The sequence below is a fragment of the Actinoplanes siamensis genome (genome assembly GCF_016862395.1).
GTDB classification, from domain to species: Bacteria; Actinomycetota; Actinomycetes; order Mycobacteriales; family Micromonosporaceae; genus Actinoplanes; species Actinoplanes siamensis.
On the sequence record NZ_BOMW01000023.1, the window covers coordinates 1 to 22472 of the forward strand.

The following is a 22472-nucleotide window of genomic DNA, read 5'->3' on the forward strand; positions in this document are numbered from 1 at the left end:
GACATCGACAACAACGAATGGTTGGCCGGCGCGGGGGTCATGGACCATCATGGCGGTATGACCGCCGTCCCCCGCTCCGCCGAGGTGGTCGTGATCGGTGGCGGCGCGATCGGCACCAGTATCGCGTTCCACCTGGCCGAGGCCGGTGTCCGCGACGTCGTGCTGCTCGACCGCGGCGAGCTCGGCGCCGGCTCCACCTGCCGGGCCGCGGGCGGTGTCCGCGCGCAGTTCTCCGACCGCATCAACATCGAGCTGGGCGCCCGCAGCCTGGACGCGTTCGCGCGGTTCGGGCGGCGGCCCGGACAGGAGATCGACCTGCGCCGGGTCGGCTACCTCTTCCTGCTCTCCACGCCTGAGGACGTCGCGTCGTTCGAGCGGGACGTCGCCCTGCAGAACACCCTGGGCGTCGCCAGCCGGATGATCGACGTGGCCGAGGCCGGGGCGCTGTCCCCGCTGATCGCGACCGACGGCCTGCTCGCCGCCGCGTGGTCGCCTGGCGACGGGCACTGCACGCCCGAGTCGGTGGTGCTCGGGTACGCCCGCGGCGCCCGCCGGCTCGGCGCCACGCTGCTCACCGGTGTCACGGTGACCGATCTGGACATGTCCGCCGGCCGGGTGCGCACCGACCGTGGCGCAATCCGCGCGGGCGCCGTGGTCTGCGCCGCCGGGGCGTGGTCGGCCGCCATCGGCGAGCTGGCCGGCGTAGCCCTGCCGGTCACCCCGCTGCGCCGGCAGATCGTCTGCACCGAGCCGATGCCGGAGCTGACCGGGCCCGTGCCGTTCACCATCGACTTCACCAGCACCTTCTACTTCCATCGCGAGGGCCCCGGCCTGCTGATCGGCATGTCCGATCCGGAGCAGGAGCCCGGTTTCCACCTCGGCTACTGCGAGGACTGGCTGCCCCGGCTCGGCGCCGCGATCGGGGCCCGCGCGCCGAAGCTGCTCGACATCGGCCTGCGCACCGGCTGGGCCGGCCTGTACGAGGTGACCCCGGACCACAACGCGCTGATCGGGCGTTCGTCGAACTTCCTGTACGCGACCGGCTTCTCCGGGCACGGTTTCCTGCAGGCGCCGGCCGTCGGCGAGGTGATCCGCGACCTCTACCTGGACCGGGCGCCGGTGGTGGACACCGGGCCGCTGACCGCCGACCGTTTCCTGGCGGGCGCGGCGGGCCGGCCGGAGTCGCACATCGTCTAGGAGGACGACATGGTTCCGCGATGGCGGCCGTTTCCGCTGTACGCCCGGGAGCAGGCCACGTCCGTACCAAAGCCGGGTTTCGATCTTCTCGAGGAGTGAGCATGACGGACCGCACCGATCAGCTGCGTGACCTGGCCCGGGCGAGCCTGCGCCGGATCGGTGCGGCAGTCCCCTCGGGAACCGGGCTGGCGGCCCGCACCCCGATCACCGGCGCGGAGCTGTTCGCCCTGCGCGCCAGCACCGCCGGGGAGGTCACCCGGGCGGTCGGCGAGGCCGCCGAGGCGTTCCGGGCCTGGCGCACCACGCCGGCGCCGGTGCGCGGCGAGCTCGTCCGCACGCTCGGCGACCTGTTGCGCGCCCACCGGGCCGACCTGGCGGACCTGATCACCATCGAGGTCGGCAAGATCCGCTCGGAGGCGCTCGGCGAGGTCCAGGAGATGATCGACATCTGCGACTTCGCGGTGGGGCTGTCCCGGCAGCTCTACGGCCGCACCATCGCCTCCGAGCGCCCCGGCCACCGGCTGGCCGAGACCTGGCACCCGCTCGGCGTGGTCGGGGTGATCTCCGCGTTCAATTTCCCGGCCGCCGTCTGGTCCTGGAACACCGCGATCGCGCTGGTCTGCGGCGACGCCGTGGTGTGGAAGCCGAGCGAACTGACCCCGCTGGTCTCGATCGCCACCAGCCATCTGCTGGACCGCGCGATCGCCCGGACCGGCGCCCCGGCCGGGCTGCACCGGCTGCTGCTGGCCGGGCGCGAGGCCGGCGAGACCCTGGTCGGCGATCCTCGGGTGGACCTGGTCAGCGCGACCGGCTCGACCCGGATGGGCCGCGAGGTCGGGCCGCGGGTGGCCGCCCGGTTCGGCCGGGTGCTGCTGGAGCTCGGCGGCAACAACGCGGCGGTGGTGGCGCCGTCGGCGGATCTCGACCTGGCGCTGCGCGGCATCGTGTTCGCGGCGGCCGGCACGGCGGGGCAGCGCTGCACCACGCTGCGCCGGCTGATCGTGCACCGCGACGTCGCCGACCAGCTCGTGGAGAGGCTGGCCGCGGTGTACGGGCGGCTCCCGGTCGGCGACCCGTTCGACGACGGCACGCTGGTCGGGCCGCTGATCACCGAGGCCGCCGCGGACACCATGGCGGCGGCGCTGGACCGGGCCCAGGCCGAGGGCGGCAAGCTGGTCGCGGGCGGGCGCCGGACCGGCGGCCCCGGGGCCTACGCCGAACCGGCGATCGTGCGGATGCCCCGGCAGACCGCGATCGTCCGGGAGGAGACGTTCGCGCCGATCCTCTACGTGCTCACGTACGACACGTTCGACGAGGCCGTGGCGCTGCACAACGACGTACCGCACGGGTTGTCCTCGTCGATCTTCACCCGGGACCAGCAGGAGGCGGAGAGGTTCCTGGCGGCCGACGGGTCGGACTGCGGGATCGCGAACGTGAACATCGGCACGTCCGGGGCGGAGATCGGCGGCGCGTTCGGTGGGGAAAAGGCGACCGGCGGCGGCCGGGAGTCCGGGTCGGACGCCTGGCGGGCCTACATGCGGCGGGCCACCAACACGGTGAACTACTCCAGCACCCTGTCCCTGGCGCAGAACGTCAGCTTCCTGACCTGATCGGCGGCGGCCGCGCCTGCGCCCGCCGGACAGCCTCGTCGGACACTTCCCCCGTCACCCGGCCCCGCCCGTCCCCGGGAAACGGGATCGTTCAGCGGTCGCTCCCGGAGCGGTCGGGCGCCGGGGCGGGGCGCAGCAGCGGCGGATGCAGCAGCCTCGCCGGCCCGCGCCGGAACAGCTGCGCCGGCCGGCCACGGTCGCGGGTGACGCTGTGGCCGGTCGGCTCGACGAACCCCTCCGCCGTCGTCACCTTCCGGTGGAAATTGCGGGCGTCGAGCCGGGTCCGCCACACCGTCTCGTAGACCCCGCGCAGGTCGGCCACGGTGAACTCGGGCGGGCAGAAGGCCGTCGCGAGCGGCGTGTACTCCAGCTTGGCCCGGGCCCGCTCGACCCCGTCGGCGAGGATCCGGTCGTGGTCGAAGGCAAGCCCGGCGGACTCCGCCACCGGGCGCCATTCCGCCCCGGCGGCGTCGCTGCCGGCCACCGGCGCCGGCAGGTCCGGCAGCATCGCGAGGTAGGCCACGGTCACCACCCGCCCGCGCGGGTCTCGCCCCGGCGTGCCGTACGTCGCCAATTGTTCGAAATGGCCGGTGGACGGGTCCACTCCGGTCTCCTCGCGCAGTTCCCGCGCCGCCGCCGCGTCCAGGTCCTCGTCGTCGTGGACGAAGCCGCCGGGGAGCGCCCAGCGTCCCCGGTAGGGCTCGATCCCCCGGCGGATCAGCAGCACCTGCAGCGTCCCCTGCCGGATGGTCAGCAACACGAGATCGACTGTGACGGCCGCCATGCATAGCGTCATGTTGACGATAATAGCCTCAGCGCTTTATCGTCAGTACGACGAGAAACAAGGAAGGACCCCTCCGATGGCCGACGTCAAACGCCGACTGCACCTGCGCCACCTGCGCTCCGCCCCGACCAGCTGGGTCAGCCACACCGTCGCCGGCAAGGCGAAGCGCTCCGGCACCGGCCTCGCGTTCTGGTACCGGCCGCTCACCGCGGTGCTCTCCGAGGTACCGGTCGACGACCGGGAGTTGCCGCTGCTGTTCCACGCCCGCACCGAGGACTTCGCCGACGTGACCGTGCAGGCCACGGTGACCTACCGGTTCAGCGACCCGGCCGCTGCCGCCGGCCGGCTGGACTTCTCCATCGACCCGTACCGCGGCAGGTGGAACGGGCAGCCGCTCGACCAGGTCGCCACGCTGCTCGCCGAGCTGGCCCAGCAGCCCGCACTCGACGTGCTCGCCCGGCTGCCCCTGGCCGAGGCGCTGACCACCGGGATCGCCCCGGTCCGGCAGTCGGTCGCGGACGCGCTGGCCACCGACCCGCGGCTGACCGACACCGGCGTGACAGTGGTCAGCGCCCGGGTGGTCGCGCTGCGGCCGGAGCCCGAGCTGGAACGCGCGCTGCAGACCCCGACCCGGGAGAAGGTGCAGCAGGACGCGGACCGGGCGACGTACGCCCGGCGCGCGCACGCGGTCCAGCAGGAGCGCGCCATCGCCGAGAACGAGCTGCAGAGCAAGATCGAGCTGGCCCGCCAGGAGCAGCAGCTGGTCGAGCAGCACGGCGCGAACACCCGCCGCGGCGCCGAGCTGGACGCCGAGTCGCAGCTGGTGGCGGCGCAGAGCGAGGCCGAGCGGGCACGCCTGGCCGCGGCCGCGGAGGCGGACGCCGGGCGGCTGCGCGACGAGGCCCACGCGGCCGGCGCCCGGGTGGTCGGCCTGGCCGAGGCAGAGGCCGAGGCGGCGCGTCTCGCGGCGTACCGGGACCTGCCGGCCGAGGTGCTGCGGGCGCTCGCGCTCCGGGAGCTGGCGCAGCACGTCCCGGCGATCGGCGAGCTCACCATCACGCCGGACCTGCTCAGCAAGCTGGCCGGCAGGCTCGGATCATGAGCACGCTGACCCCGCGCGTGGTGATCGTGTCGCGGCGCAGCGAGCTCGACGAGCTCCTCGCCCGGCACGGCACCCGCGGCGCCGCGGCGTACTTCCTCAAGCAGCGCGGGCGCGACCTCGACGAGGTCACCGAGCGACACGAGGCGCTGCGGCGGGCGCTGACCGAGGTGGGCGGGGCCGTTCCGGCCGATTGGCGGCGCGGCCAGGTCGAGCGTACGGACCTGCCCCGCTTCCTGTTCGCGCCGGAGGACCACGTCATCGCCGTCGGCCCGGACGGCCTGGTCGCGAACGTGGCGAAGTACCTGGACGGGCAGCCCGTGATCGGCGTGAACCCGGAGCCCGGCCGCAACCCCGGGGTACTGGTCCGGCACCGCGCGGACGAGGTCGGGCGGCTGCTCCGGGGCCGGATCCGCACCGAGCAGCTGACGATGGTGACCGCCCGGCTCGACGACGGGCAGGAGCTGTCCGGCCTCAACGAGATCTATGTCGGTCACGCCGGCCACCAGTCGGCGCGCTACGTGCTCACCACCGCGGACGGCCACCGGGAGCGCCAGTCGTCGTCGGGGCTGATCGTCGGCACCGGCACCGGGGCCACCGGGTGGTGCGCGTCGATCGCGCGGGGCCGGGCCGGCGCTCCGGGGTTGCCGGCGCCGGGCGACCGGGCGCTGTGCTGGTTCGTACGCGAGGCCTGGCCCTCCCCGGCCACCGGCGTGCGGCACGTCGACGGCCTGCTGGCCGCCGGGCAGGGACTGGAGCTGACCAGCGAGAGCGAACGGCTCGTCGTGTTCGCCGACGGCCTGGAGCCGGACGCGCTGGAGCTGTCCTGGGGGCAGCGGGTCCGGATCGCCGTGTCGGACCGTCGGCTGAGCCTGGCTTAGCTCGCCGTTCGAGCTCGGGCGCGCGGATCCTGCTGGATCGCCGCCCCGGTGGAGACGCCGCTTGATCTGTCCTGACGCCTGGTTCCTCCTACTTGTACCAGTGCTGGAAGGCGTTTCCAGGAGGGCTGTAGTACCAGAGACCGACCGGGCTGCCGTCGCCGTGCCACTTGGAGGTGAACGCGTCCACGGCGACCGAGTTGTTGGTCGCCTCCGACTCCATCGCGACACCGCCGGACGCGTTGGTGAGGTGGAAGTTCTGGCCGGGCGCGGAACCGTTCCGGCAATCGTAGACGTTGAACTGCGCACCGACCGTGTTTCCCACCGAGGCCGGATAGTCGAGACAACGCCCACTCGCGTTGTTGACCAGCTCGACGCCGTAATAGATGTTCTGATTGAAGATGCGCCACCGCCAGAACTCCGTGCGACCGCCGTTGCAGGTCCACAACCCGACAGGCGAGTCGTTCCGGCCTCCTCCGGAGGCGAAGTTGTCCAGGCAGTACCCGTTGCCGCGTCCGGCCACGTGCAGGTTGAACGGCGCGGAATCGGCGACCGTCGCGCCGGTCAGGGCCATCGACCGCCGGAGTTGCGCGAATGCGGCCGCCGGACCGGTGGCTGCCGTGGTCGGGTCAGGAGTCGCCGAGGCAGGACCTGTGGGCGCCGCCACCGCGGCGCAACTGGCCACGAGCGCACCAAGCGTGAGCCTGCGAATCATCGCGTCTCCCCTCATCGAGGTCGCAAACCTCATCGTCGGACACCCGAAGGGCGCCGCGCTGAGATATTCACCAACGTGATCGTCGGCTACCGGATCATGTTGGGCGCACCGCGCCGTCGCGCATCTCGGCGCCGCCTCCAGAGCCTGGTCACGCCGAACTGAGATCCGCAACCGCCCGGATACCGATCGAGAACGGGCACTGAACCCGCCGGACCGCACAGTCTCCGGGGTGACGACACGACAGCGAACTCTGCAGAAGTCCGCCGCCGCGGCGATCATCGCGCTGGCCGCCACCGGATCGGCGCTCGGCGGGCCAGCCCCGGCCCAGGCCGCGGTGCCCAAGGTGGCCACCAGATGGTCGAGCCTGATGTACCGCAGCCTCACCCACGACGTGCAGCTCAAGGGCTTGCGCACCACGCTCGCCGGCCAGCAGGCGGCCGTCCGGAAGGGCACCGCCGAGGTCGCCGCGGCGGAGAAGGCCCAGCGCGGCGCCCGGGTCACGCTGGCCGACGCCACCAGCACCAACACCCGCGCGCAGAGCCGCTACACCAAGGCCCGCAAGGCCCTGACGGCAGCGAAGCAGTCCCTGACCACCGCGTCGAAGCGCAAGCCGCGCAGCACCGTCGTCGTCGGCCGGGCGAACCGGGCCGTCGTGGCGGCCACCAAAACCGCCACCGCGCAGAAGGCGCTCGCGCAGAAGGCCGCCACCGCGCTGGCCGCCGCCGGCAAGGCGTCACGCGGCGCCGCCGCCCGCGTCGAGCAGGCCAACGCCGCCGTCGAGTCCGGGCGGGCGGCCGTCTCGAAGAGCCAGAAGGCGATCGCCGCGCTGCCCGCCGCCGCCACCCTGGCCGGCCAGGCCGCGTCGCTCAGCGACGACATGGTCGCCCAGGTCCGCCCCGCCTTCAGGACCACCGACACCACGAAGGTGTACGGGGTGACGGTGCACCGCGCCATCTCGTACACCCTCAAGCGGATGATCGACGACGCCAGGGCCGACGGCGTGCAGATCTCCGGTGGCGGCTTCCGCACCAAGGAGCGTCAGATCCAGCTGCGGACGATCAACGGCTGCCCGGACGTGTGGACCGCGCCGGCGTCGTCGTGCCGTGTCCCGACCGCCATCCCGGGCCGCTCCCTGCACGAGATCGGCCTGGCCGTCGACATCTCGTCGGGCGGCAGGACGATCTCGTCGAAGACGGCCGCCTTCACGTGGCTGAAGGCCAACGCCCGCGAGTACGGCTTCGTGAACCTGCCGTCCGAGGCGTGGCACTGGTCGGTCACCGGAGGCTGATCGGCCTCAGGTAGTGGCGGACCGGCAGGCCGGTGACGAAGCCCTCCGACTCGTAGAGGGCCTGCGCCTGCTCGTTGGTCTTGTCCGTGGACAGTTCCACCCGGACGGCGCCGGCCTGCCCGGCCCGGTCGGCTACCGCCCGGAGCAGGGCGCGCCCCACCCCGTGGCGGCGGTGGGCCGGATCCACGTACAAGTCGTCGAGCAGCCGGATCGGGGCTCGGCGAACCGAGCTGAACAGCGGGTAGACCTGCGCGAAGCCGGCCGCCGAGTCACCGGCGCGGGCCAGCAGGACGATGGACTAGCCGCGGGTCATCCGGTCGGCGAGGAAGGCCCGCGCTTCGTCACGCCCGGCGGGGGCCTGGTAGAAGTCGAGATAGCCGAGGTGCCGGCAGCGGCGCGGAGATGACGTGCGGCTCGTTCGACACGTGACCGCAGTCGAACTAACGGAGTAGCGTCCTCGGCGGCGCCGCTCCGGACCGCACCTTCGATCTCTCCGAGATCGTCGAGGCGCATCGCTACCTGGAGGCCAACACCCACGTCGGCAAGATCGTGGTAACCGTCGGCCGATAGCACCGGCGCCACCCCGCGGACCAGGTACGTCGCCCGGCGTCCGATTCCGCCATCAGGCCATGGCGCCGGAGCCGACGGGCACGCGATAAGGCCCACACCGGCGACCGGAAAGGCGATCTTGGTCGTACGATCGTGAGCCCGCCTTCCGTCCGTGATCGGAGTTTGATGTTCCACCGCACCACTGCCGACGCCTCCCTCCTGCGCGGCGTCACCCGGCGGCGGCTCGGCCGCCGCGACGCGCTCCGGCTCGGTGGCCTGACCGCGCTCGGCACGGCGCTGGCCGCCTGCGGGGTGGACGGCACGGGCAACAACCCGGCGGCCAGCGTGGACGCGGGCGCCGTGGCCTCCTTCTGGGAGGGCAAGAAGCAGAACGGCAAGCTCGACTTCGCGAACTGGCCGCTGTACATGGACCCCGAGCGCCCGGAGCTGAAGAGGTTCACCACGCGCACCGGCATCCAGGTGAACTACCAGGAGGTGATCCAGGAGATGGGGCCCTGGTTCGCCAAGGTGCAGCCGCAGCTGTCGGCGAAGCAGGCCATCGGGTACGACCTGATGGTGATCACCAACGGCATCCAGTTCGGCCAGTTCCGCTCGGCCGGCTTCCTGGCCCCGCTCGACCACGCCAGGCTGCCCAACGTCACAGCGAACGCGGCCGGGAAGTACGCCCAGGAGTCGTTCGACCCGGGCAACGTGTTCAGCGTGCCGTGGGCGTCCGGGATCACCGGCATCGCGTACGACCCGGAGCGCACCGGCCGGGAGATCACCAGCCTGGCCGACCTCTGGGACCCGAAGTTCAAGGGCAAGGTCGGGATGATGTCGGACCTGACCGAGCTGGCCAACTTCGGCCTGCTCGCGGCCGGCGTCAAGCCCGGCGGATCCGGCGAGGACGACTGGCGCAAGGCGGCCGCCCGGCTCAGGAAACAGAAGGACGCCGGCATCGTCCGCAAGTACTTCGAGCAGGACTACGTCGACGCGCTCGGCAAGGGCGAGGTCTGGATCACCCAGGCCTGGTCCGGCGACATCTTCCAGAAGAACCTCTCCGACGGTACGAACCTCAAGTTCGTCATCCCGGAGGAGGGCGGGACCATCTGGACCGACAACTTCGCCATCCCGGTCACCGCCGCGAACCCGGTGGACGCGCTGATGCTCATCGACTTCTTCTACGAGGTGGAGAACGCCGCGGCGCTCGCCGAGTACATCAACTACGTGTGCCCGGTCCCGGCCGCGCAGGCCCAGATCAAGCGGGACGCGGCGAAGCTGTCCGGAACCGATCGCAGGGACCTGGAGCAGGTGGCGTCCAGCCCGCTGGTCTTCCCGAGCGCGGCCGACTACGCGAAGCTGCACTACTACGTCAACTTCAACACCGCCGAGCAGCAGCAGACGTTCTCCTCCATCTTCGAGCCGATCGTCCTGGGCTGAGCGGGCGGACGGCGCCGTGCACGGTCCCGGTCAGAGTGCGATCAGCCCGGCCGGGGTCGGGCGGAAGCCGCATTGACGTAGGTAGAAGTGCTCCAGATGCGGCTCGAAGTCGACGTGCAGCCACTCGCAGCCGGCCGCGCGGGACTCCTCGGCGGCGGCCTTGACCAGCGCGGTGCCGATCCCCCGGCCCTGATGGTCCGGGTCGACGGCGGTGTCCAGCACGAAGGCGTGCGGGCCGCCGTCCCAGCAGACCTGGACGAAGCCGACCAGCTCGCCGGCCTCGAAGGCGCCGATCCAGGTGAGGGCGTGCCGGGCCAGGCGCCGCGCCCAGGGGCGGACCACGGCGGGGTCGCCGCCGAAGGCACGCGCGTGCAGGGCGCTCAACTCCCGGTCGTCGACGGTGAACCGGGGCGCCAGCGCGAACGCCATCAGTGGGCGGTCCGCGGCGCGTACATGATGACCGCGACGCCGGCCAGGCAGATGCCGGCGCCGAACAGGTCCCAGCGGTCGGGGCGGAAACCGTCGACGACCACGCCCCAGGCCAGCGAGCCGGCGACGAAGACGCCGCCGTACGCGGCCAGGATGCGGCCGAAGTTGGCGTCCGGCTGCAGGGTGGCCACGAAGCCGTAGGCGCCGAGCGCGATCACCCCGGCGGCGATCCACCACAGCCCGCGATGCTCCCGCCAGCCCTGCCAGACCAGCCAGGCACCGCCGATCTCGGCGAGGGCGGCCAGCATGAACAGGACCAGCGAGCGTACGACGATCATGGCGCCGAACATACCGGAACGGGCCTGCCCCGGCGTTCTGCTCACCATCCTGACGCCGGGACCGCGACGTCGACGGCGATCACCCGGCCGGTGCGGCGGGCGGCATTGGCATCGATGTTCTCGAAGCCCTGCCACTGTGTGGCCAGGGCGAACAAGGTGCGCCCGTGCGGGCCGCCGAGAACGCAGGAGAAGACCGGGCGGTCGAACTCCAGGCGGTCGGTGATCTCCCCGCCCTCGCGGACGCGCAGCAGCGCGCCCTCGGGAGCGTCCGGCCCGCCGCCCATCATCCGGATGTCCGGCGAGCCGCACCACACCGCGCCCTCGGCATCGATGCAGATGCCGTCCGGGCCGACGTTCTCCGCCCAGACCCGGCGGTTGGCGAGCGTGCCGTCGCCGGCGATGTCGAACGCGGTGATCCGCCGCGCGAACGACTCGGCGACGAGCAGCGTCGCGCCGTCCGGAGTGATCACCATGCCGTTGGCGAACCGCAGGTCCTCCGCGACCAGGCGGGTGGTTCCGTCCGGGGCGACGTGGGCGACGACGCCGGGCTTCGGGGCCGGGACGCCCGCGGAGAAATCGAACTCGAAGCCGTTGACGTAGACGTCGCCGCGACCGCTGATCACGATCTCGCTCCAGCCGTGCGGCGCGACGTCGGCGAGGTGGCCGTACGGCGTGCCGTCGGCGGTGGTCAGATCCGGTCCCGTGGTGAGCATCCGGCCGTCCGGCAGCCAGTCGAACGCCCAGCCGTAGCCGTCCGGCGCGTCGGCCACCCGCTCCGTGCGCCCGTCCGGGTCGATCGCCACGATCTCGGCGGACGCCCAGTGGGCGACCCAGAGGCGGTTGTCGTGCCAGCGGCCGGACTCGAGCATCGTGAAGCCATCGGCCAGCAGTCGCGGTTCGGATGTCGTCATGGCCGGATTCTGCGCCCGCCGTCCGGGATGGCGCGACCCCGCCCGCTTCCCCGTCCCGACGCGCCCAGACCGGCCGTGTCGTGGACCGGGGGCTTGTGCTCGGCCAGCACGATCGGCGTCGGTCCGGCGCGGTCGAGGCGCGGGGTCCATGCCGCTGGTGACCTTGCGGCCGCGGGTGAGGGTCAGGCGTACGTGCACGGCGTCGTAAATCGCATCGGCTCTCAGGGTCTCGGCCACCGCCGCGATGATCTCCTCGTCGGACCGGATCCGGGTGAAGCCGAGGGCGGTCACCGACCGGCGCAGCCGGGCAAGGTGGGCGCCGAACCCGAAGATCGCGCCGCGGTAGTTTCGACGCCTTCTGGCCTGCCGAGCGGGACAGCGCAGAAGTACTGATCCCACTGGGAGCATGCGACGGGCTCTGTCCACGCTGACTCAGCAAAGAAGCCGCCGCCTGGGTGTCGGGCGGCGGCTTCGTCGTATGTCAGCTCTCCGCAGGGCAGTTCTCGTCGCACTCGCCGAGCGGGATCAGGATGTCGGCGCTGTCCCGCTCGGGCGGCCAGAACGCGTCGAAGCTCACCGCGATCCAGTCGCCGGCGGGCCGGCGATCGAAGTCCAGACGGTACGTCCCGTGGTAGTCCACGTCCCTGGTGACGGTCTGCCCATCAGCCGGGACCGGATTCCAGTACTGGACGGACAACAGATACTGTCCGGAGTCCGGACCGGGGAAGGCGATCGTGGCCCGCTGGCGGGGGATGTCGAACCATCGATCAAGTACGATGCTGGACGGATCCGGCAGATCAAGCGCGGGGACGCCTTCTTCGACGCGCACTTCGGCTAGGCGGTCAGAGGGAACGCCCGGCAGGAACGGCTTGTCGTCCAAGGTCAGGCCCATCTGCCAGGGCTCACCATCACGCAACGGCGGCGGCGAGGCAACCTGCACCCGCCGGAACAGCGCCGGTGGTGGCTTCGTCGTCGAGATACCGGCCACGGCATAGGGATAGTCGAGAGGGGTTGCGAACGCAAACCGCAGGGAGTGAACGCATGCGCCGACGAGCTCGAACGCAGCGTCGCTGGCCGCTACACCCATATTCTCCGTTGCCTTCCTGGCCGACGTTCGATGAAGAATGCCTTGGACGCCAAGACCCCGAAGGGTGGCAAGACCGGACGTGACCGACGACTCTCGTCACACGTCACAGCTCGCGGACGGTTTGTCCGCGACCTGGCGTTCATACCTGCCCGATCATGCCATCGGTCTACTTCGGCCCCATGAAAGTGTCGGCAATCTGCCGGTATCCCAGGAGGTCACGGCGGTCGTGCTCTTCGCGGACGTGGCAGGCTTCACCGCCATGGCCGAGAGCCTGGCTGGATCCGGCAGCTACGGTACCGAGCGCCTTACCTCAGTGATCAACGGTTGGTTCGCGCTCACCGCGGAGGCCATCACGAGTGCAGGCGGCAGTGTTGTGGACTTCGCCGGCGATGCCCTTGTCGGCATGTTTCGGTATGGACCGAAGTCCGCGGACGCAGTAGCACATCGCGCCATTCGGTGCGCAGAGCTGATCCGGGAAGCTACGGCATCCGTCGCACCGGTCCCCACACCGGACGGTCAGCGCTCACTGGCCATCCGCGTCGGCCTCGCCGCCGGGCCCCTTCTGGTCATGGTGCTCGGCGATCCGACGATCAGGCTGCAGCACCTAGTCGCGGGACCGGCTTTGGACCGAGCGGTGGCGGCCTTGCATCGCGCTGAACGCGGCGCGATCGTCATCGACTCGAACCCCTCGGAATCCGCGACGAGCGCCACAACGACCTCCCTCCCTGAGGCCGTCCGGGCGGAGCCGATCGCTGATCTCGAGAGATTGCTGACGCCGTTCCTCCATCCCGCGATCCGTGCGCGGCTTCGATCGGGCCGTCACGAGTTGGTCAACGAGCACCGCAAGGTGACCACCGCATTCGTCAGGCTGCCGGACCTTTCCGTGCAGGATCCCCAGACTGTCGAGGCTCTGCAGCAATACCTGAGTGTTGGCGTCGCGATCATCGAACGGTACGACGGCCATCTTCGGCACCTCATGGCCGACGACAAGGGAACGGTGCTGGTCGCCGTCTTCGGTACGCCGGTCAGTCACGAGGACGACGAAGAACGCGCGCTGCGTTGCTGTCTGGAACTGCTGGCACTCCCCGGCGGCCCCTACCGTGGAGGTGTCACCACAGGCCGGGTGTACTGCGGCGAGGTAGGCTCGGACATCCGCCGGGAGTACGCCGTCGTGGGCGATTCCGTCAACCTGGCAGCCCGACTCATGCAGGCAGCCCCCGCCGGCCGCCTGCTCATCGACCAGGCTACGCACGATCGGGTGCAGGACATCATCGTCGATGAACGGCCTGCGGCCGTAACCGCCAAGGGTAAGGCTGAGCCCGTACCGGTGTGGATTGTGGGTGAGGCGCTGGAGGCCGGTCCCACGGTGGTGAGGCCTGCGCCAACTCACGGGCCGTTGGTCGGCCGCTCGCCGGAGCGAAGGCTGTTAGAGTCCTTCGCCCGCCATGTGAGTTCCGGCAGTGGATATCTGGTCTGGCTGCACGGCGAGGCCGGCATCGGTAAGACCCGATTGGTCGAGGAAGCATGCCGGATAACCCGTCCACTGGGCTTCACCGAGTACGTAGGAGGCTGTCGGTCACATGGAAGAAGCTCTAGTTATCTGGTCTGGCGCGCGATCTGGCGAGCCGTCCTAAAAGTTGATCGCACTCTGCCGATCACGGTACAACGGTCCGCGCTAACAGAACGGATCGCAAGATATGACGGCACCGGTCAACGCGCGCCACTGCTTGCGGCGGTCATCAATCTACCGATGGCGGATAGTGAACTGACGGCCCAGCTGGAACCATCCAGGCGTGAGGAACTGCTCCGCTCGACCCTGATGGCATGCCTGCGCGACCGCGCTGCCGACGGACCGCTGCTGGTGCTGCTGGAGGATTGCCACTGGATCGACCCAGCCTCCCTGGCCCTACTCGAGCACCTCGTCCACCACATTGCGGACTTGCCAGTGCTCGTGGTAGCCACCTCGCGGGAACCGATGCCGGAGAAGCTGACCGGGTTGGCGCACGTCGCCGATCTCCGGCTGGACTTGATGAGCCAAGGGGACGCAGAAGAGCTCGCGACCCTCCGACTGCGCGAACGGTACGGTCCCGTTACGGACATCGCGCCGGAAATTTTGGATCAAATCGCAGACCAGGCTGGCGGCAACGCGTTCTACATCGAGGAATTGGTCAGCTATCTGCACAGTCGCGGCGTCAACCCGAGTGATCCGCGAGCGCTGGCCGGAGTACCCGTCCCTGACAATCTGCAGCGACTCGTCATGGCTCGCATAGATCAGCTCAGCGACGACGAGAAGGCGACCATAAAGGTTGCGAGCGTAATCGGGCGGCGGTTTCAGCCGCCATGGATAGCCTCCGTCTACCCGGCTGCGGGGTCGGCGGCACAGGTGGCGGAGCACCTGAGTCGCCTGCATGCCCTGGATCTCACGACACTGACGAGTGCCGCCGACGTGCCGGAGTACGAGTTCAAACACCCGGTCACGCAGGAAGCCGCCTACCAGAGCATCACCTACGACACCCGCGCCTCCTTGCACGAACGAGTCGGCCAGCACATCGAGAACACCTATGCCGATCAGCTGATCCAGTACGTCGATGTGCTGGCGCATCATTACGCCCGGACAGAGAGAGCGGACAAGCAGCGAACTTGGTTCCGGGCTGCAGGCGACCGCGCAAAGGAGATCTTCGCCAACGAGACGGCGACCTACTACTTCGGTCTTCTTCTCCCAATCCTGCCCGAGGCAGAACGTGCGGAGCTACATGTCGAAATCGGCACTGTGCACCAGCACACTGGGCAGTGGAAGGAGGCCGAGGACCATTATTTGCAGGCGATGCGACTCGCGACGGCCACCGAGCGACCGGAGGTACTCGCCAGTGCACAGCGCCAACTGGGTGACCTGCTCACGTACACCCGCTCCGATGCTGAACCGGTTGCCTGGTTACAACGTGCGCTGGCCGGATTCGAACGCGTAGGCGACGTCGCCGGCCAGTCACGCACGATGGACCGAATGACTTTTGCCCTGTACCGCCAAGGCGCGTATTCCGAAGCCCTTGCCATGGCCGAGCGTCATCTCGCGATGGCAGACGAGGCGGATGACCTCGCGGCGATGAGCGCCGCACTCGAACACATCGGCTTGGTGTACCTCAACACCGGCCGGCTGGAGGCGGCGCTGGATCACCTGCGCCGAGCCCTGGCCGCCGCCGAGCAGGCGGGTGATCGACAACGAGAGCTCAACACGGCCTGTAACTTGGGTTGGGCCTCGATGCGCCGCGCCGACCACGTTCAGGCAATCGCGTCATACCGGCGTGGCCTGGAGGTGGCACGCGACATCGGCGGCGGACATACCGGCAACATCATTGTTGGCAACATGGGTGAAATTTATCGCGATGAGGGTGACTTCGAGCACGCTCGACTCTGCGCGATGCATGCTCTCCGAATAGGCGTCGATCTCAGTGACTGGCTGATTGTGGCCGACCAGATTGCCAATCTGGGGGCAATCGCGGCTGCCGAGGGGCATACCGACGATGCTCAGCGCTTGCTGGAGCGCGCTGTCGAGCTGGCCCGGCGGCTCAACGCTCCTTATTACCTCTGCGACTGGCTGCATCGGCTGGCTCGGTTGCATCTTGCTGCTGACCGGCCGCGGGAGGCGGAACGCCTCAACTCCGAGGCGCTGCGCATCGCTGAGGAGCATGACGAGCGCGACGCCCGGGTGAGCGCGTACGTTCTCTCGGTTCGTCTGCGGGTTCGGGCCGGTCAGTTGGAATCGGGCGTCGCCACCGACCTGTTGCGCAAGGCCACCGAGGAGTGGAACGAGCCGCACGAGGTGGCCGCGCTGCTGGATGCCGTACACCAGCTCGATCCGCAGGACGAGGATGCTCGGTCGACCGCCGCGGGCATCTACCGCACTCTCTACGAGCGGGCCCCGAGCGTCGAGTACCGGCGCGCCTACCGGCGGTTGACGGGCGAGTTGCTGCCGCCCGGGCCGCCGCTTCCCGAGTTGCCGGACTGGATCGCCGCCGAGGACGACGCCGACTTGGCGGATCTGCTGCGGCGGATAGACCGCTCGGCACGGGAGCCCCGAGCGGCCTGACCGACACAACGTTCAGCGCCCAGGCCGTTGAAGAAACCGGCCGGCCCGGTCTAGCTTCCTGCCAGGAAGCGCAGGGCCGGTAGCGACGGCGCGAAGGCGTACACCGCGCCGGTGGTCGTCACGAAACCGCCGAAGGCGGCTGCCGGGATGCCGCGGACCACCTCGGGCGCCAGGGTGGCCGCGGCCGCTCGCGCGTCGGGGCCGAGGACCGGGTCGAGGCCGTCGACGCCGGCGCCGGCGCGGCCGTACCGCGACAGGGTGGAGGACGGGAAGGCCGGGTCCGTGGCCCATCGGCGCTGCACGTACTCGAACTGGTCCTCGATGCTGGCCAGGTAGGCGTTGAAGAGCATGCCGCGCTCCTGCCCGTCGTCGGGCTCGTCGCGGCGCAGCCGCGAGCCGAAGGTGATGCCGCGCCGCAGCATCTTGTGGCCGCGGTCGCGGAAGACCGCGTCCTCGCGCGGGTTGACCTTACGGATGTGCGAGTAGCGCGGTGTGCGGGAGCCGTCGTCGTCGCCCTGGTAGCTGAAGCTGTTGAGGTCGTCGGCGGCGGCCAGCGGTCGGCCGTCGAGGTGCCGGCCGAGCGCCCGGGCCGCCGCGTGCGACGGGTCGTCGCTCAGCCTCCCCATGTGCTGCCACCAGCCTGCCACGTCCTGACGCAGCCGCCGGAACACCTGGAAGGAGCCGTTGCGCATCCACGGCGCCGGGGTGGGCCGGGGCGTCCAGGACGGCGGCCGCCGTTCGCCGGGGTGTCCGAGAACGAACTCGCCGGCGGCGATCACGGGCGCGCCGGGGCGCACGGTGTCGGGGAAGCCGCGCACGCCGGGCTGGGAGATGCCGTCGACGAAACCGAAGTGCTCGATGCGCTTGCCGTCGTCGTTGCGGATCGCCTCGCCCCACTGCACGAGCAGCACTTCGAGACCATGGCGCGCGGCCTCGCGTACCTCCCGCTCGACCGCGTCCTGCAATGTTCCCTGGCCGCCGGAGGCGACTGTGAGCAGCGCGTCGACCGGCCGTCCCGGTCCGCCCACCACCCACTGTGACGGGTCGCCGGGTCCGAGGTCGCCGAGCAGCGCCGGCGCGGTGGTGATCGCGCCGGAGTCGTCCAGCCGGGTGCCGAGCGGCCCCTGCCAGAACGCGGCATGGCCGGCCAGGTCGCCCGCCACCTGTGGCTGCAGCAGGACCAGGCCGGTCGCGGTGAGGCCGACGTTCAGCAGGGCCCGCGCCGGGGTGCCGTCCGGCGCGGGCCGGTTCTGCGGAACGTCCTCGGTGCCGGTGACGCGGCTCGCCGCCGCGTCGAGCCAGGTCCGCGCTCCGGCCCGGTCGCTGCGGAACGATAGGAAGAGGAACGCCTGGTGGTCGTCGCGGAACGGCCGCAGGACGTTGCCCTGGATCTGCGATGAATCGGCCAGCGGGGATGCCATCGTCGGAGCGTCTCCTGCTCGAAGTCGTCGGGTCCACACGGACGATCCCCAATGGAGCCCGGTTCGGCATCCCTGTTGTCGCAAACCCGATCAAGACGCCACGTCTCAAGGGATCAGGAGGACCACTTTCCCGCGGCCGTGACCCGTCTCGACGTCGCGGTGGGCGTCGGCGGCGCACGACGGCTGCACGCCGGACGCCGGACGCCGGACGCAGCGACGATTGCCACTCGACGTAGCGGTTTGATCTCGGATTGTCACGAAGTCCTGCGCACTTGAAAATGATCGATTGACCAGGCAACCTGTGGGGCTACAGCAACGTCATAATCTTGTACGGCCCGATCGGCGCCGGCCGGGATCCCCTCGATTGTGAGAGCCATGATTCAGCGACGTAAGGTCATCATCGGCACGCTGGGTGTGGCTGCCGCCGCCACCGCCGCCGGTTGTTCCTCGAAGGAAAAGACGACGAACAACGGCACCACCCTCTGGACCGAGCCGGTGGCGAACAACGAGGCGCAGCCCACCACGCCGCCCGCCCCCGTCGCGCCGGTCAAGGTCACCGTGACGCCCGAGGGCGGGGCCACCGGGGTGTCGCCGGTGAAGCCGATCGTCGTCACTGTCGCGGACGGCACGCTGCAGTCGGTCACCGTGACCGCAGGCAAGGAGAAGATCAGCGGTTCGGTCCAGTCCGACGGGACGTGGCGCTCGTCGGAGGATCTCGACTACGCGAAAACGTACAAGGTGGTCACCAAGGCCACCGACAGCGCGGGGACGACGCACGAGGAGACCGCCTCGTTCTCCACGGTGAAGCCGGCGCACCTGGTCCGGGCTACGTTCCAGGCGAACGCCATGAGCTCCCTGAAGACCGGCAAGGCGTACGGCGCCGGCCAGCCGGTGATCGTCGCGTTCAACCGGGCCGTCGACAAGAAGGCGGCGGAGCGGGCCATCGAGATCAGGACGTCGCCGTCCGTCGAGGGCAAGTTCTACTGGGCCAACGACAAGACGGTGCACTGGCGGCCGGCGAAGTACTGGACGCGCGGCACCACGGTCAAGGTGAACGTCAACCTGCGCGGCGTCAACCTGGGCAAGGGCGTCTACGGCGAGAAGGACGCGTCGACCCACTTCCGGGTCGACCGCCAGCTGATCGCGATCAGCGACAACCGGACGCACATGACCAAGGTGTACATCGACGGCAAACTGGTTCGCACCATGAAGAGCAGCCTCGGCCGGGGCGGCGGGACCACGGGGGCGAACGGGCAGAAGATCAGCTTCTGGACCGCGGGTGGCCCGCACGTCGTGCTCTCCAAGGAGCGGACGCACACCATGAGCTCGGCGAGCTACGGCGTGAACGACCCGAGCAACCCGAACTACTACGTGTCCGACAACGTGGAGTACTGCACCCGGATCACCTACTCGGGCGAGTTCCTGCACGCCGCTCCGTGGAACGGCTCGCTGGGCCGGGCGAATCTGTCGCACGGCTGCATCAACCTGAGCACCGCCGACGCCAAGTGGGTGTACGAGAACTTCATCCTCGGCGACATCGTCGACGTGAAGAACAGCCCGCGGGAGCTCACGATCTGGAACGGTCTCGGCGACTGGACGGTCCCGTTCGACAAGTACGGGCGCTGACCCCGCGCGAAGTGATACGCCAGCGGCCCGCGCCAGGCGGCCCACAAAACCGCGACGGCCCGGGCCGCCCCGGCTAGCTGATGTCGTCGAGCCCCTCCTCGACGTCCTCGAACCCGGGCGGGATCGGCAGCGGCCCGCCGCTGGCCCGGGCGTCCACGAACAGCGCCGTCTGCAACACCCCGGCGAGCATCCGGCGCAGCGGGATCGACCCGTTGTGCCCGAGGAAGTCGAACATCGCCACGATGAACGCGCGCAGCACCGGCGGATCGACGTAGACCTCGTCCATCCCGGTGTCGACCACTCCGCTGGGCATCCGCAGCATCTGCTCCACGGCTGCCAGTTGCGCGCAGAACATGAAGCTGGTGTGCTGGCCGCGCTCCCAGAGCGTCGGCTGGTCCGGCCGCGAGACGTACTCCCGGCCGGTGCGCGGCGGCGTGCCCACGTAGAACGACATGCCCACCCGGGCACCTCCCTGTGTGCGGGTTCGCCAGCGCCGCGGGCTCGGCAGGGCCGCGGCTGGTCAGGGTAACCCAGGCGGCCAGGAGTGTGCCGGTCGCCGGCCGCGTCAGCCGCCGACGGTCAGCACCAGCTTTCCGCGTACGTGGCCCTTCTCCAGCACCTGCTGCGCGTGCGCGGCCTGCGCCAGCGGGAACTCGCGTTCCACCTCGAGCCGCAGTCGGCCGGAGTCGGCCAGACCGGCCAGCAGTTCCAGTTCGGCGCCGCTGGGCCGGACGAAGACGTACCTGCCGTCCTGGTCCTTGGCCCGGGGGTCGACCACCGAGACGTGCCGGGCGGGTGAGCGGACCAGGCGCGGCGACTGGGTCAGCGCGTCGCCGCCGACGAAGTCCAGCGCGGCGTCCACCCGGCCGTCGCCGCCGGCCGCGGCGGCCAGGCGCTCCGGGAGATCGTCGCCGTACTCCAGCGGCTCGCAGCCCAGGCCGCGCAGGAAGTCGTGGTTGGCCGGCGAGGCGGTGCCGAAGACGCGGGTGGCGCCCAGCGCCCGGGCGATCTGGACGGCGAGGTGGCCGACCCCGCCGGACGCGGCGTGCACCAGCACGGTGTCGCCCGGGCCGGCGTCCACCGCGGTGAGCGCCTGCAGCGCGGTCAGCCCGGCCAGCGGCAGTCCGCCGGCCTGCGGGAAGCTGAGGGCCGCGGGTTTGTGCGCGACGGCGGTCTCGGCGACCGAGACCAGTTCGGCGTACGTGCCGTGCTGCACGGTGTCCTTGCGGGCGTACGCCATCACCTCGTCCCCGGCGGCGAACCGGGTGACCGCCGGGCCCACCGACTCCACCACGCCTGCCACGTCCCACCCCGGGATCAGCGGCGTGTGGTGCGGGATGGCGTCCCGCAGGTAACCCTGCCGGATCTTGTAGTCCACCGGGTTGAGCCCGGCCGCGCGCGTCTTGATCCGCACCACGTCCGGCCCGACCGGCGGGTCCGGTAGTTCGCGGAGTCGCAGCACGTCGGCATCGCCGTAGTCATCCAGCGCAATAGCTTTCACACCGCGCCGCTTGCCCCGTCACGGCCGACCTAATCACCCCGCCGCCGATCTTGTCGCCCGCGTCAAGTTGCTGCTAACTTCTTGACCATGGAGTCAACTTACTCGCCGCAGTTCAGCGGGCCGCAGCTCGCGGAGCCGGCGGAGCCGGAGCAGTCCGGCCCCGCGCCGGCCGTTCCCGCCCTGATCTTCCTGGAGTCGGCGGACGACGCCGGCATCTGTGACGTGGACGGGGTGTGCGACTGATGAGCGCCAGCGCTTTCGGCCCGGCCGCCGAGCCGATCGTCGTCGACGTCTGGAGCGACGTCGTCTGCCCGTTCTGTTACCTCGGCGACAGCGTCCTGCGGCAGGCCATCGAGCAGTTCCCGCACGCTGGGGCGGTGCGGGTCCGCTACCACAGCTTCCAGCTCAACCCGGGCTTCCCGGCCGGCGAGGCGATCAAGGCCGACGAGTACCTGGCCCGCAACCACCGGATGCCGATCGCCCAGGTCGAGGCCTCGCACGCCCAGCTGAGCTCGCGCGGCGCCGAGGCCGGGCTGGACTACCGGTTCGCCGACGCGCTGATGGTCAACACGCTCGACGCGCACCGGCTGATCCATTTCGCGAAGGCCGCCGGCCGCGAGCACGACATGGTGATGCGGCTGTTCAAGGCCGAGTTCACCGACGGGCTCAACCTGGCCGACCACGAGGTGCTCGCCGGCCTCGCCGCCGAGCTGGGCCTGTCCCGCGAGGGCGCGGCCGAGGCGCTGGCCGCCGGCGCCTTCGAGGCCGAGATCCAGACCGACCTGGCCCAGGCCCGGCAGTACGGGATCTCCGGGGTCCCGTTCTTCGTCTTCGACGGCAAGCGGGCGGTCTCCGGCGCCCAGCCGGTCGAGACGTTCCGCCGGGCACTGGACCTGTCCTGGCAGGACCGGGCCGCCCAGCCGGCATGACCGCGCCGGAGCGCCCGCGGCGCGCCGACGCCCGCCGCAACGTCGAGGGCATCCGCCGGGCCGCCCTCGACGTGTTCCGCGCGAGCGGCCTGACCACCCCGCTGGACGAGGTGGCCCGCGCGGCCGGCGTCAGCAAGGGCACGATCTACCACCGGTTCGGCAGCCGGCGCGGCCTGATCGACGCGATCGTCGACGAGCTGGTCGCCGAGCGGATCCAGGGCATCATCGCGGCGGTCGGGGAACTGGCCGACCCGCTCGCCCGGTTCGAGGAGTACCTGCTGCGGATGTGGCTTCTGCAGTACGACGAGCCGGCGGTCAACGACGTGCTGATCCGTGCCCTGCCGGATTCCGAGCCGCTGCTGAGCCTGTGCGAGCGGGCACAGCGGTTCGCCCTGGGCCTGCTGCGGGACGCGCAACGGGCCGGCGTGGTCCGCAACGACCTGACCGCCGACGACCTGGCCTGGCTGATCCTGGAACGCGGCGCGATCGTCCAGGCCTGCGCCCAGCAGACCCGCGAGGACTACCAGCGCCGCCTGCGCTTCCTGCTCGACGGCCTGCGCGATAATCATTGATATGTATCGATAGG

21 protein-coding genes and 1 pseudogene are annotated in these 22472 nt (G+C 70.6%); 12 read left to right on the plus strand and 10 right to left on the minus strand.

All coding sequences use genetic code 11. The features are described from left to right. Positions 1 to 1197 (plus strand): NAD(P)/FAD-dependent oxidoreductase (locus tag Asi03nite_RS12235; RefSeq protein ID WP_275409372.1); only part of this gene is annotated, 1197 nt, incomplete at its 5' end. Positions 1198 to 1298: 101 nt separating this feature from the next. Beyond that, entirely contained in the window at positions 1299 to 2807 is a 1509-nt protein-coding gene (gene amaB / locus Asi03nite_RS12240; protein WP_203679216.1) for an L-piperidine-6-carboxylate dehydrogenase, read from the plus strand. Between the two features lie 91 nt (positions 2808 to 2898). Here amaB and Asi03nite_RS12245 read toward each other — a convergent pair whose 3' ends face one another. Then, on the minus strand, positions 2899 to 3603 hold the full coding sequence (locus Asi03nite_RS12245; RefSeq protein WP_203679217.1) for an NUDIX hydrolase: 705 nt from the start codon (positions 3601 to 3603) through the stop codon (positions 2899 to 2901). 64 nt (positions 3604 to 3667) lie between these two features. Between Asi03nite_RS12245 and Asi03nite_RS38495 the strand changes: the two genes are divergently transcribed. Continuing rightward, the gene (locus tag Asi03nite_RS38495; RefSeq protein WP_203679218.1) at positions 3668 to 4693 is read left to right on the plus strand and encodes an SPFH domain-containing protein; all 1026 of its coding nucleotides are present in this window, start codon (positions 3668 to 3670) and stop codon (positions 4691 to 4693) included. Next, entirely contained in the window at positions 4690 to 5571 is an 882-nt protein-coding gene (locus tag Asi03nite_RS12255; RefSeq protein ID WP_203679219.1) for a diacylglycerol kinase catalytic domain-containing protein, read from the plus strand. Before Asi03nite_RS38495 ends, Asi03nite_RS12255 begins: the two co-directional genes overlap by 4 nt. A gap of 88 nt (positions 5572 to 5659) precedes the next feature. On the opposite strand, the gene Asi03nite_RS12260 is transcribed toward Asi03nite_RS12255, so the two are convergent. Continuing rightward, entirely contained in the window at positions 5660 to 6283 is a 624-nt protein-coding gene (locus tag Asi03nite_RS12260) for an RICIN domain-containing protein (RefSeq protein ID WP_203679222.1), read from the minus strand. Between the two features lie 229 nt (positions 6284 to 6512). Here Asi03nite_RS12260 and Asi03nite_RS12265 point away from each other — a divergent pair, with 229 nt between their 5' ends. Beyond that, complete coding sequence (locus Asi03nite_RS12265) at positions 6513 to 7571, plus strand: M15 family metallopeptidase (protein ID WP_239102637.1); 1059 nt, start codon at positions 6513 to 6515, stop codon at positions 7569 to 7571. Here Asi03nite_RS12265 and Asi03nite_RS12270 read toward each other — a convergent pair. Beyond that, positions 7558 to 7866: a GNAT family N-acetyltransferase gene (locus Asi03nite_RS12270; protein WP_307834005.1), complete on the minus strand. Its 309-nt coding sequence runs from the start codon at positions 7864 to 7866 to the stop codon at positions 7558 to 7560. The genes Asi03nite_RS12265 and Asi03nite_RS12270 overlap by 14 nt on opposite strands. Before the next feature lie 185 nt (positions 7867 to 8051). On the opposite strand from Asi03nite_RS12270, the pseudogene Asi03nite_RS38880 reads away from it, so the two are divergent. Beyond that, positions 8052 to 8141 (plus strand): annotated as a pseudogene (locus Asi03nite_RS38880) (zinc-binding dehydrogenase); the annotation flags it as partial. Between the two features lie 165 nt (positions 8142 to 8306). Beyond that, positions 8307 to 9560 carry a polyamine ABC transporter substrate-binding protein gene (locus Asi03nite_RS12280; protein ID WP_203679225.1) on the plus strand — a complete coding sequence of 418 codons (1254 nt, stop codon included), beginning with the start codon at positions 8307 to 8309 and terminating at the stop codon, positions 9558 to 9560. Positions 9561 to 9590: 30 nt separating this feature from the next. Here Asi03nite_RS12280 and Asi03nite_RS12285 read toward each other — a convergent pair whose 3' ends face one another. The 4 genes from Asi03nite_RS12285 to Asi03nite_RS12300 form a co-directional block, all read right to left on the minus strand. Further along, positions 9591 to 9989: a GNAT family N-acetyltransferase gene (locus tag Asi03nite_RS12285; protein ID WP_203679228.1), complete on the minus strand. Its 399-nt coding sequence runs from the start codon at positions 9987 to 9989 to the stop codon at positions 9591 to 9593. Further along, positions 9989 to 10327, minus strand: a complete 339-nt coding sequence (locus tag Asi03nite_RS12290) for a YnfA family protein (RefSeq protein ID WP_203679230.1) — start codon at positions 10325 to 10327, stop codon at positions 9989 to 9991. The genes Asi03nite_RS12285 and Asi03nite_RS12290 overlap by 1 nt, the downstream gene beginning before the upstream one ends. 41 nt (positions 10328 to 10368) lie before the next feature. Then, positions 10369 to 11238, minus strand: a complete 870-nt coding sequence (locus tag Asi03nite_RS12295; RefSeq protein WP_203679233.1) for an SMP-30/gluconolactonase/LRE family protein — start codon at positions 11236 to 11238, stop codon at positions 10369 to 10371. Between the two features lie 481 nt (positions 11239 to 11719). Further along, complete coding sequence (locus Asi03nite_RS12300; protein WP_203679236.1) at positions 11720 to 12325, minus strand: hypothetical protein; 606 nt, start codon at positions 12323 to 12325, stop codon at positions 11720 to 11722. A 79-nt stretch (positions 12326 to 12404) separates the two neighbouring features. Here Asi03nite_RS12300 and Asi03nite_RS12305 point away from each other — a divergent pair, with 79 nt between their 5' ends. Beyond that, the gene (locus Asi03nite_RS12305) at positions 12405 to 16409 is read left to right on the plus strand and encodes a tetratricopeptide repeat protein (protein ID WP_203679239.1); all 4005 of its coding nucleotides are present in this window, start codon (positions 12405 to 12407) and stop codon (positions 16407 to 16409) included. Between the two features lie 50 nt (positions 16410 to 16459). Here Asi03nite_RS12305 and Asi03nite_RS12310 read toward each other — a convergent pair whose 3' ends face one another. After that, positions 16460 to 17830 (minus strand): Dyp-type peroxidase, encoded by a 1371-nt coding sequence (locus Asi03nite_RS12310; RefSeq protein WP_203679241.1) that lies wholly within the window; start codon positions 17828 to 17830, stop codon positions 16460 to 16462. A 375-nt stretch (positions 17831 to 18205) separates the two neighbouring features. Here Asi03nite_RS12310 and Asi03nite_RS12315 point away from each other — a divergent pair, with 375 nt between their 5' ends. Then, the gene (locus tag Asi03nite_RS12315) at positions 18206 to 19456 is read left to right on the plus strand and encodes a L,D-transpeptidase (RefSeq protein ID WP_203679248.1); all 1251 of its coding nucleotides are present in this window, start codon (positions 18206 to 18208) and stop codon (positions 19454 to 19456) included. Positions 19457 to 19529: 73 nt separating this feature from the next. Here Asi03nite_RS12315 and Asi03nite_RS12320 read toward each other — a convergent pair whose 3' ends face one another. Both Asi03nite_RS12320 and Asi03nite_RS12325 read right to left on the minus strand, forming a co-directional pair. Then, positions 19530 to 19910, minus strand: coding sequence for a DUF6086 family protein (locus Asi03nite_RS12320; RefSeq protein ID WP_203679250.1), 381 nt, complete (start codon positions 19908 to 19910; stop codon positions 19530 to 19532). A gap of 111 nt (positions 19911 to 20021) precedes the next feature. Next, the gene (locus Asi03nite_RS12325) at positions 20022 to 20957 is read right to left on the minus strand and encodes an NADP-dependent oxidoreductase (protein WP_203679253.1); all 936 of its coding nucleotides are present in this window, start codon (positions 20955 to 20957) and stop codon (positions 20022 to 20024) included. Between the two features lie 87 nt (positions 20958 to 21044). On the opposite strand from Asi03nite_RS12325, the gene Asi03nite_RS12330 reads away from it, so the two are divergent. Genes Asi03nite_RS12330 through Asi03nite_RS12340 form a run of 3 tightly spaced genes read left to right on the plus strand, consistent with a single transcriptional unit; the run spans position 21045 to position 22458 of the window. Then, on the plus strand, positions 21045 to 21200 hold the full coding sequence (locus Asi03nite_RS12330) for a hypothetical protein (RefSeq protein ID WP_203679255.1): 156 nt from the start codon (positions 21045 to 21047) through the stop codon (positions 21198 to 21200). Beyond that, positions 21200 to 21886: a DsbA family oxidoreductase gene (locus tag Asi03nite_RS12335; RefSeq protein ID WP_203679257.1), complete on the plus strand. Its 687-nt coding sequence runs from the start codon at positions 21200 to 21202 to the stop codon at positions 21884 to 21886. Before Asi03nite_RS12330 ends, Asi03nite_RS12335 begins: the two co-directional genes overlap by 1 nt. Further along, the gene (locus tag Asi03nite_RS12340) at positions 21883 to 22458 is read left to right on the plus strand and encodes a TetR/AcrR family transcriptional regulator (protein ID WP_203679259.1); all 576 of its coding nucleotides are present in this window, start codon (positions 21883 to 21885) and stop codon (positions 22456 to 22458) included. Before Asi03nite_RS12335 ends, Asi03nite_RS12340 begins: the two co-directional genes overlap by 4 nt. Positions 22459 to 22472 lie beyond the last annotated feature (14 nt).

Excerpts from the sequence above, each read along its gene's own strand:
- amaB (WP_203679216.1), top strand. The coding sequence starts at position 1,299 with ATGACGGACCGCACCGATCAGCTGCGTGACCTGGCCCGGGCGAGCCTG.
- Asi03nite_RS12245 (WP_203679217.1), bottom strand. The coding sequence starts at position 3,603 with ATGACGCTATGCATGGCGGCCGTCACAGTCGATCTCGTGTTGCTGACC.
- Asi03nite_RS38495 (WP_203679218.1), top strand. The coding sequence starts at position 3,668 with ATGGCCGACGTCAAACGCCGACTGCACCTGCGCCACCTGCGCTCCGCC.
- Asi03nite_RS12255 (WP_203679219.1), top strand. The coding sequence starts at position 4,690 with ATGAGCACGCTGACCCCGCGCGTGGTGATCGTGTCGCGGCGCAGCGAG.
- Asi03nite_RS12260 (WP_203679222.1), bottom strand. The coding sequence starts at position 6,283 with ATGATTCGCAGGCTCACGCTTGGTGCGCTCGTGGCCAGTTGCGCCGCG.
- Asi03nite_RS12280 (WP_203679225.1), top strand. The coding sequence starts at position 8,307 with ATGTTCCACCGCACCACTGCCGACGCCTCCCTCCTGCGCGGCGTCACC.
- Asi03nite_RS12285 (WP_203679228.1), bottom strand. The coding sequence starts at position 9,989 with ATGGCGTTCGCGCTGGCGCCCCGGTTCACCGTCGACGACCGGGAGTTG.
- Asi03nite_RS12290 (WP_203679230.1), bottom strand. The coding sequence starts at position 10,327 with ATGATCGTCGTACGCTCGCTGGTCCTGTTCATGCTGGCCGCCCTCGCC.
- Asi03nite_RS12295 (WP_203679233.1), bottom strand. The coding sequence starts at position 11,238 with ATGACGACATCCGAACCGCGACTGCTGGCCGATGGCTTCACGATGCTC.
- Asi03nite_RS12300 (WP_203679236.1), bottom strand. The coding sequence starts at position 12,325 with ATGGGTGTAGCGGCCAGCGACGCTGCGTTCGAGCTCGTCGGCGCATGC.
- Asi03nite_RS12310 (WP_203679241.1), bottom strand. The coding sequence starts at position 17,830 with ATGGCATCCCCGCTGGCCGATTCATCGCAGATCCAGGGCAACGTCCTG.
- Asi03nite_RS12315 (WP_203679248.1), top strand. The coding sequence starts at position 18,206 with ATGATTCAGCGACGTAAGGTCATCATCGGCACGCTGGGTGTGGCTGCC.
- Asi03nite_RS12320 (WP_203679250.1), bottom strand. The coding sequence starts at position 19,910 with ATGTCGTTCTACGTGGGCACGCCGCCGCGCACCGGCCGGGAGTACGTC.
- Asi03nite_RS12330 (WP_203679255.1), top strand. The coding sequence starts at position 21,045 with ATGGAGTCAACTTACTCGCCGCAGTTCAGCGGGCCGCAGCTCGCGGAG.
- Asi03nite_RS12335 (WP_203679257.1), top strand. The coding sequence starts at position 21,200 with ATGAGCGCCAGCGCTTTCGGCCCGGCCGCCGAGCCGATCGTCGTCGAC.
- Asi03nite_RS12340 (WP_203679259.1), top strand. The coding sequence starts at position 21,883 with ATGACCGCGCCGGAGCGCCCGCGGCGCGCCGACGCCCGCCGCAACGTC.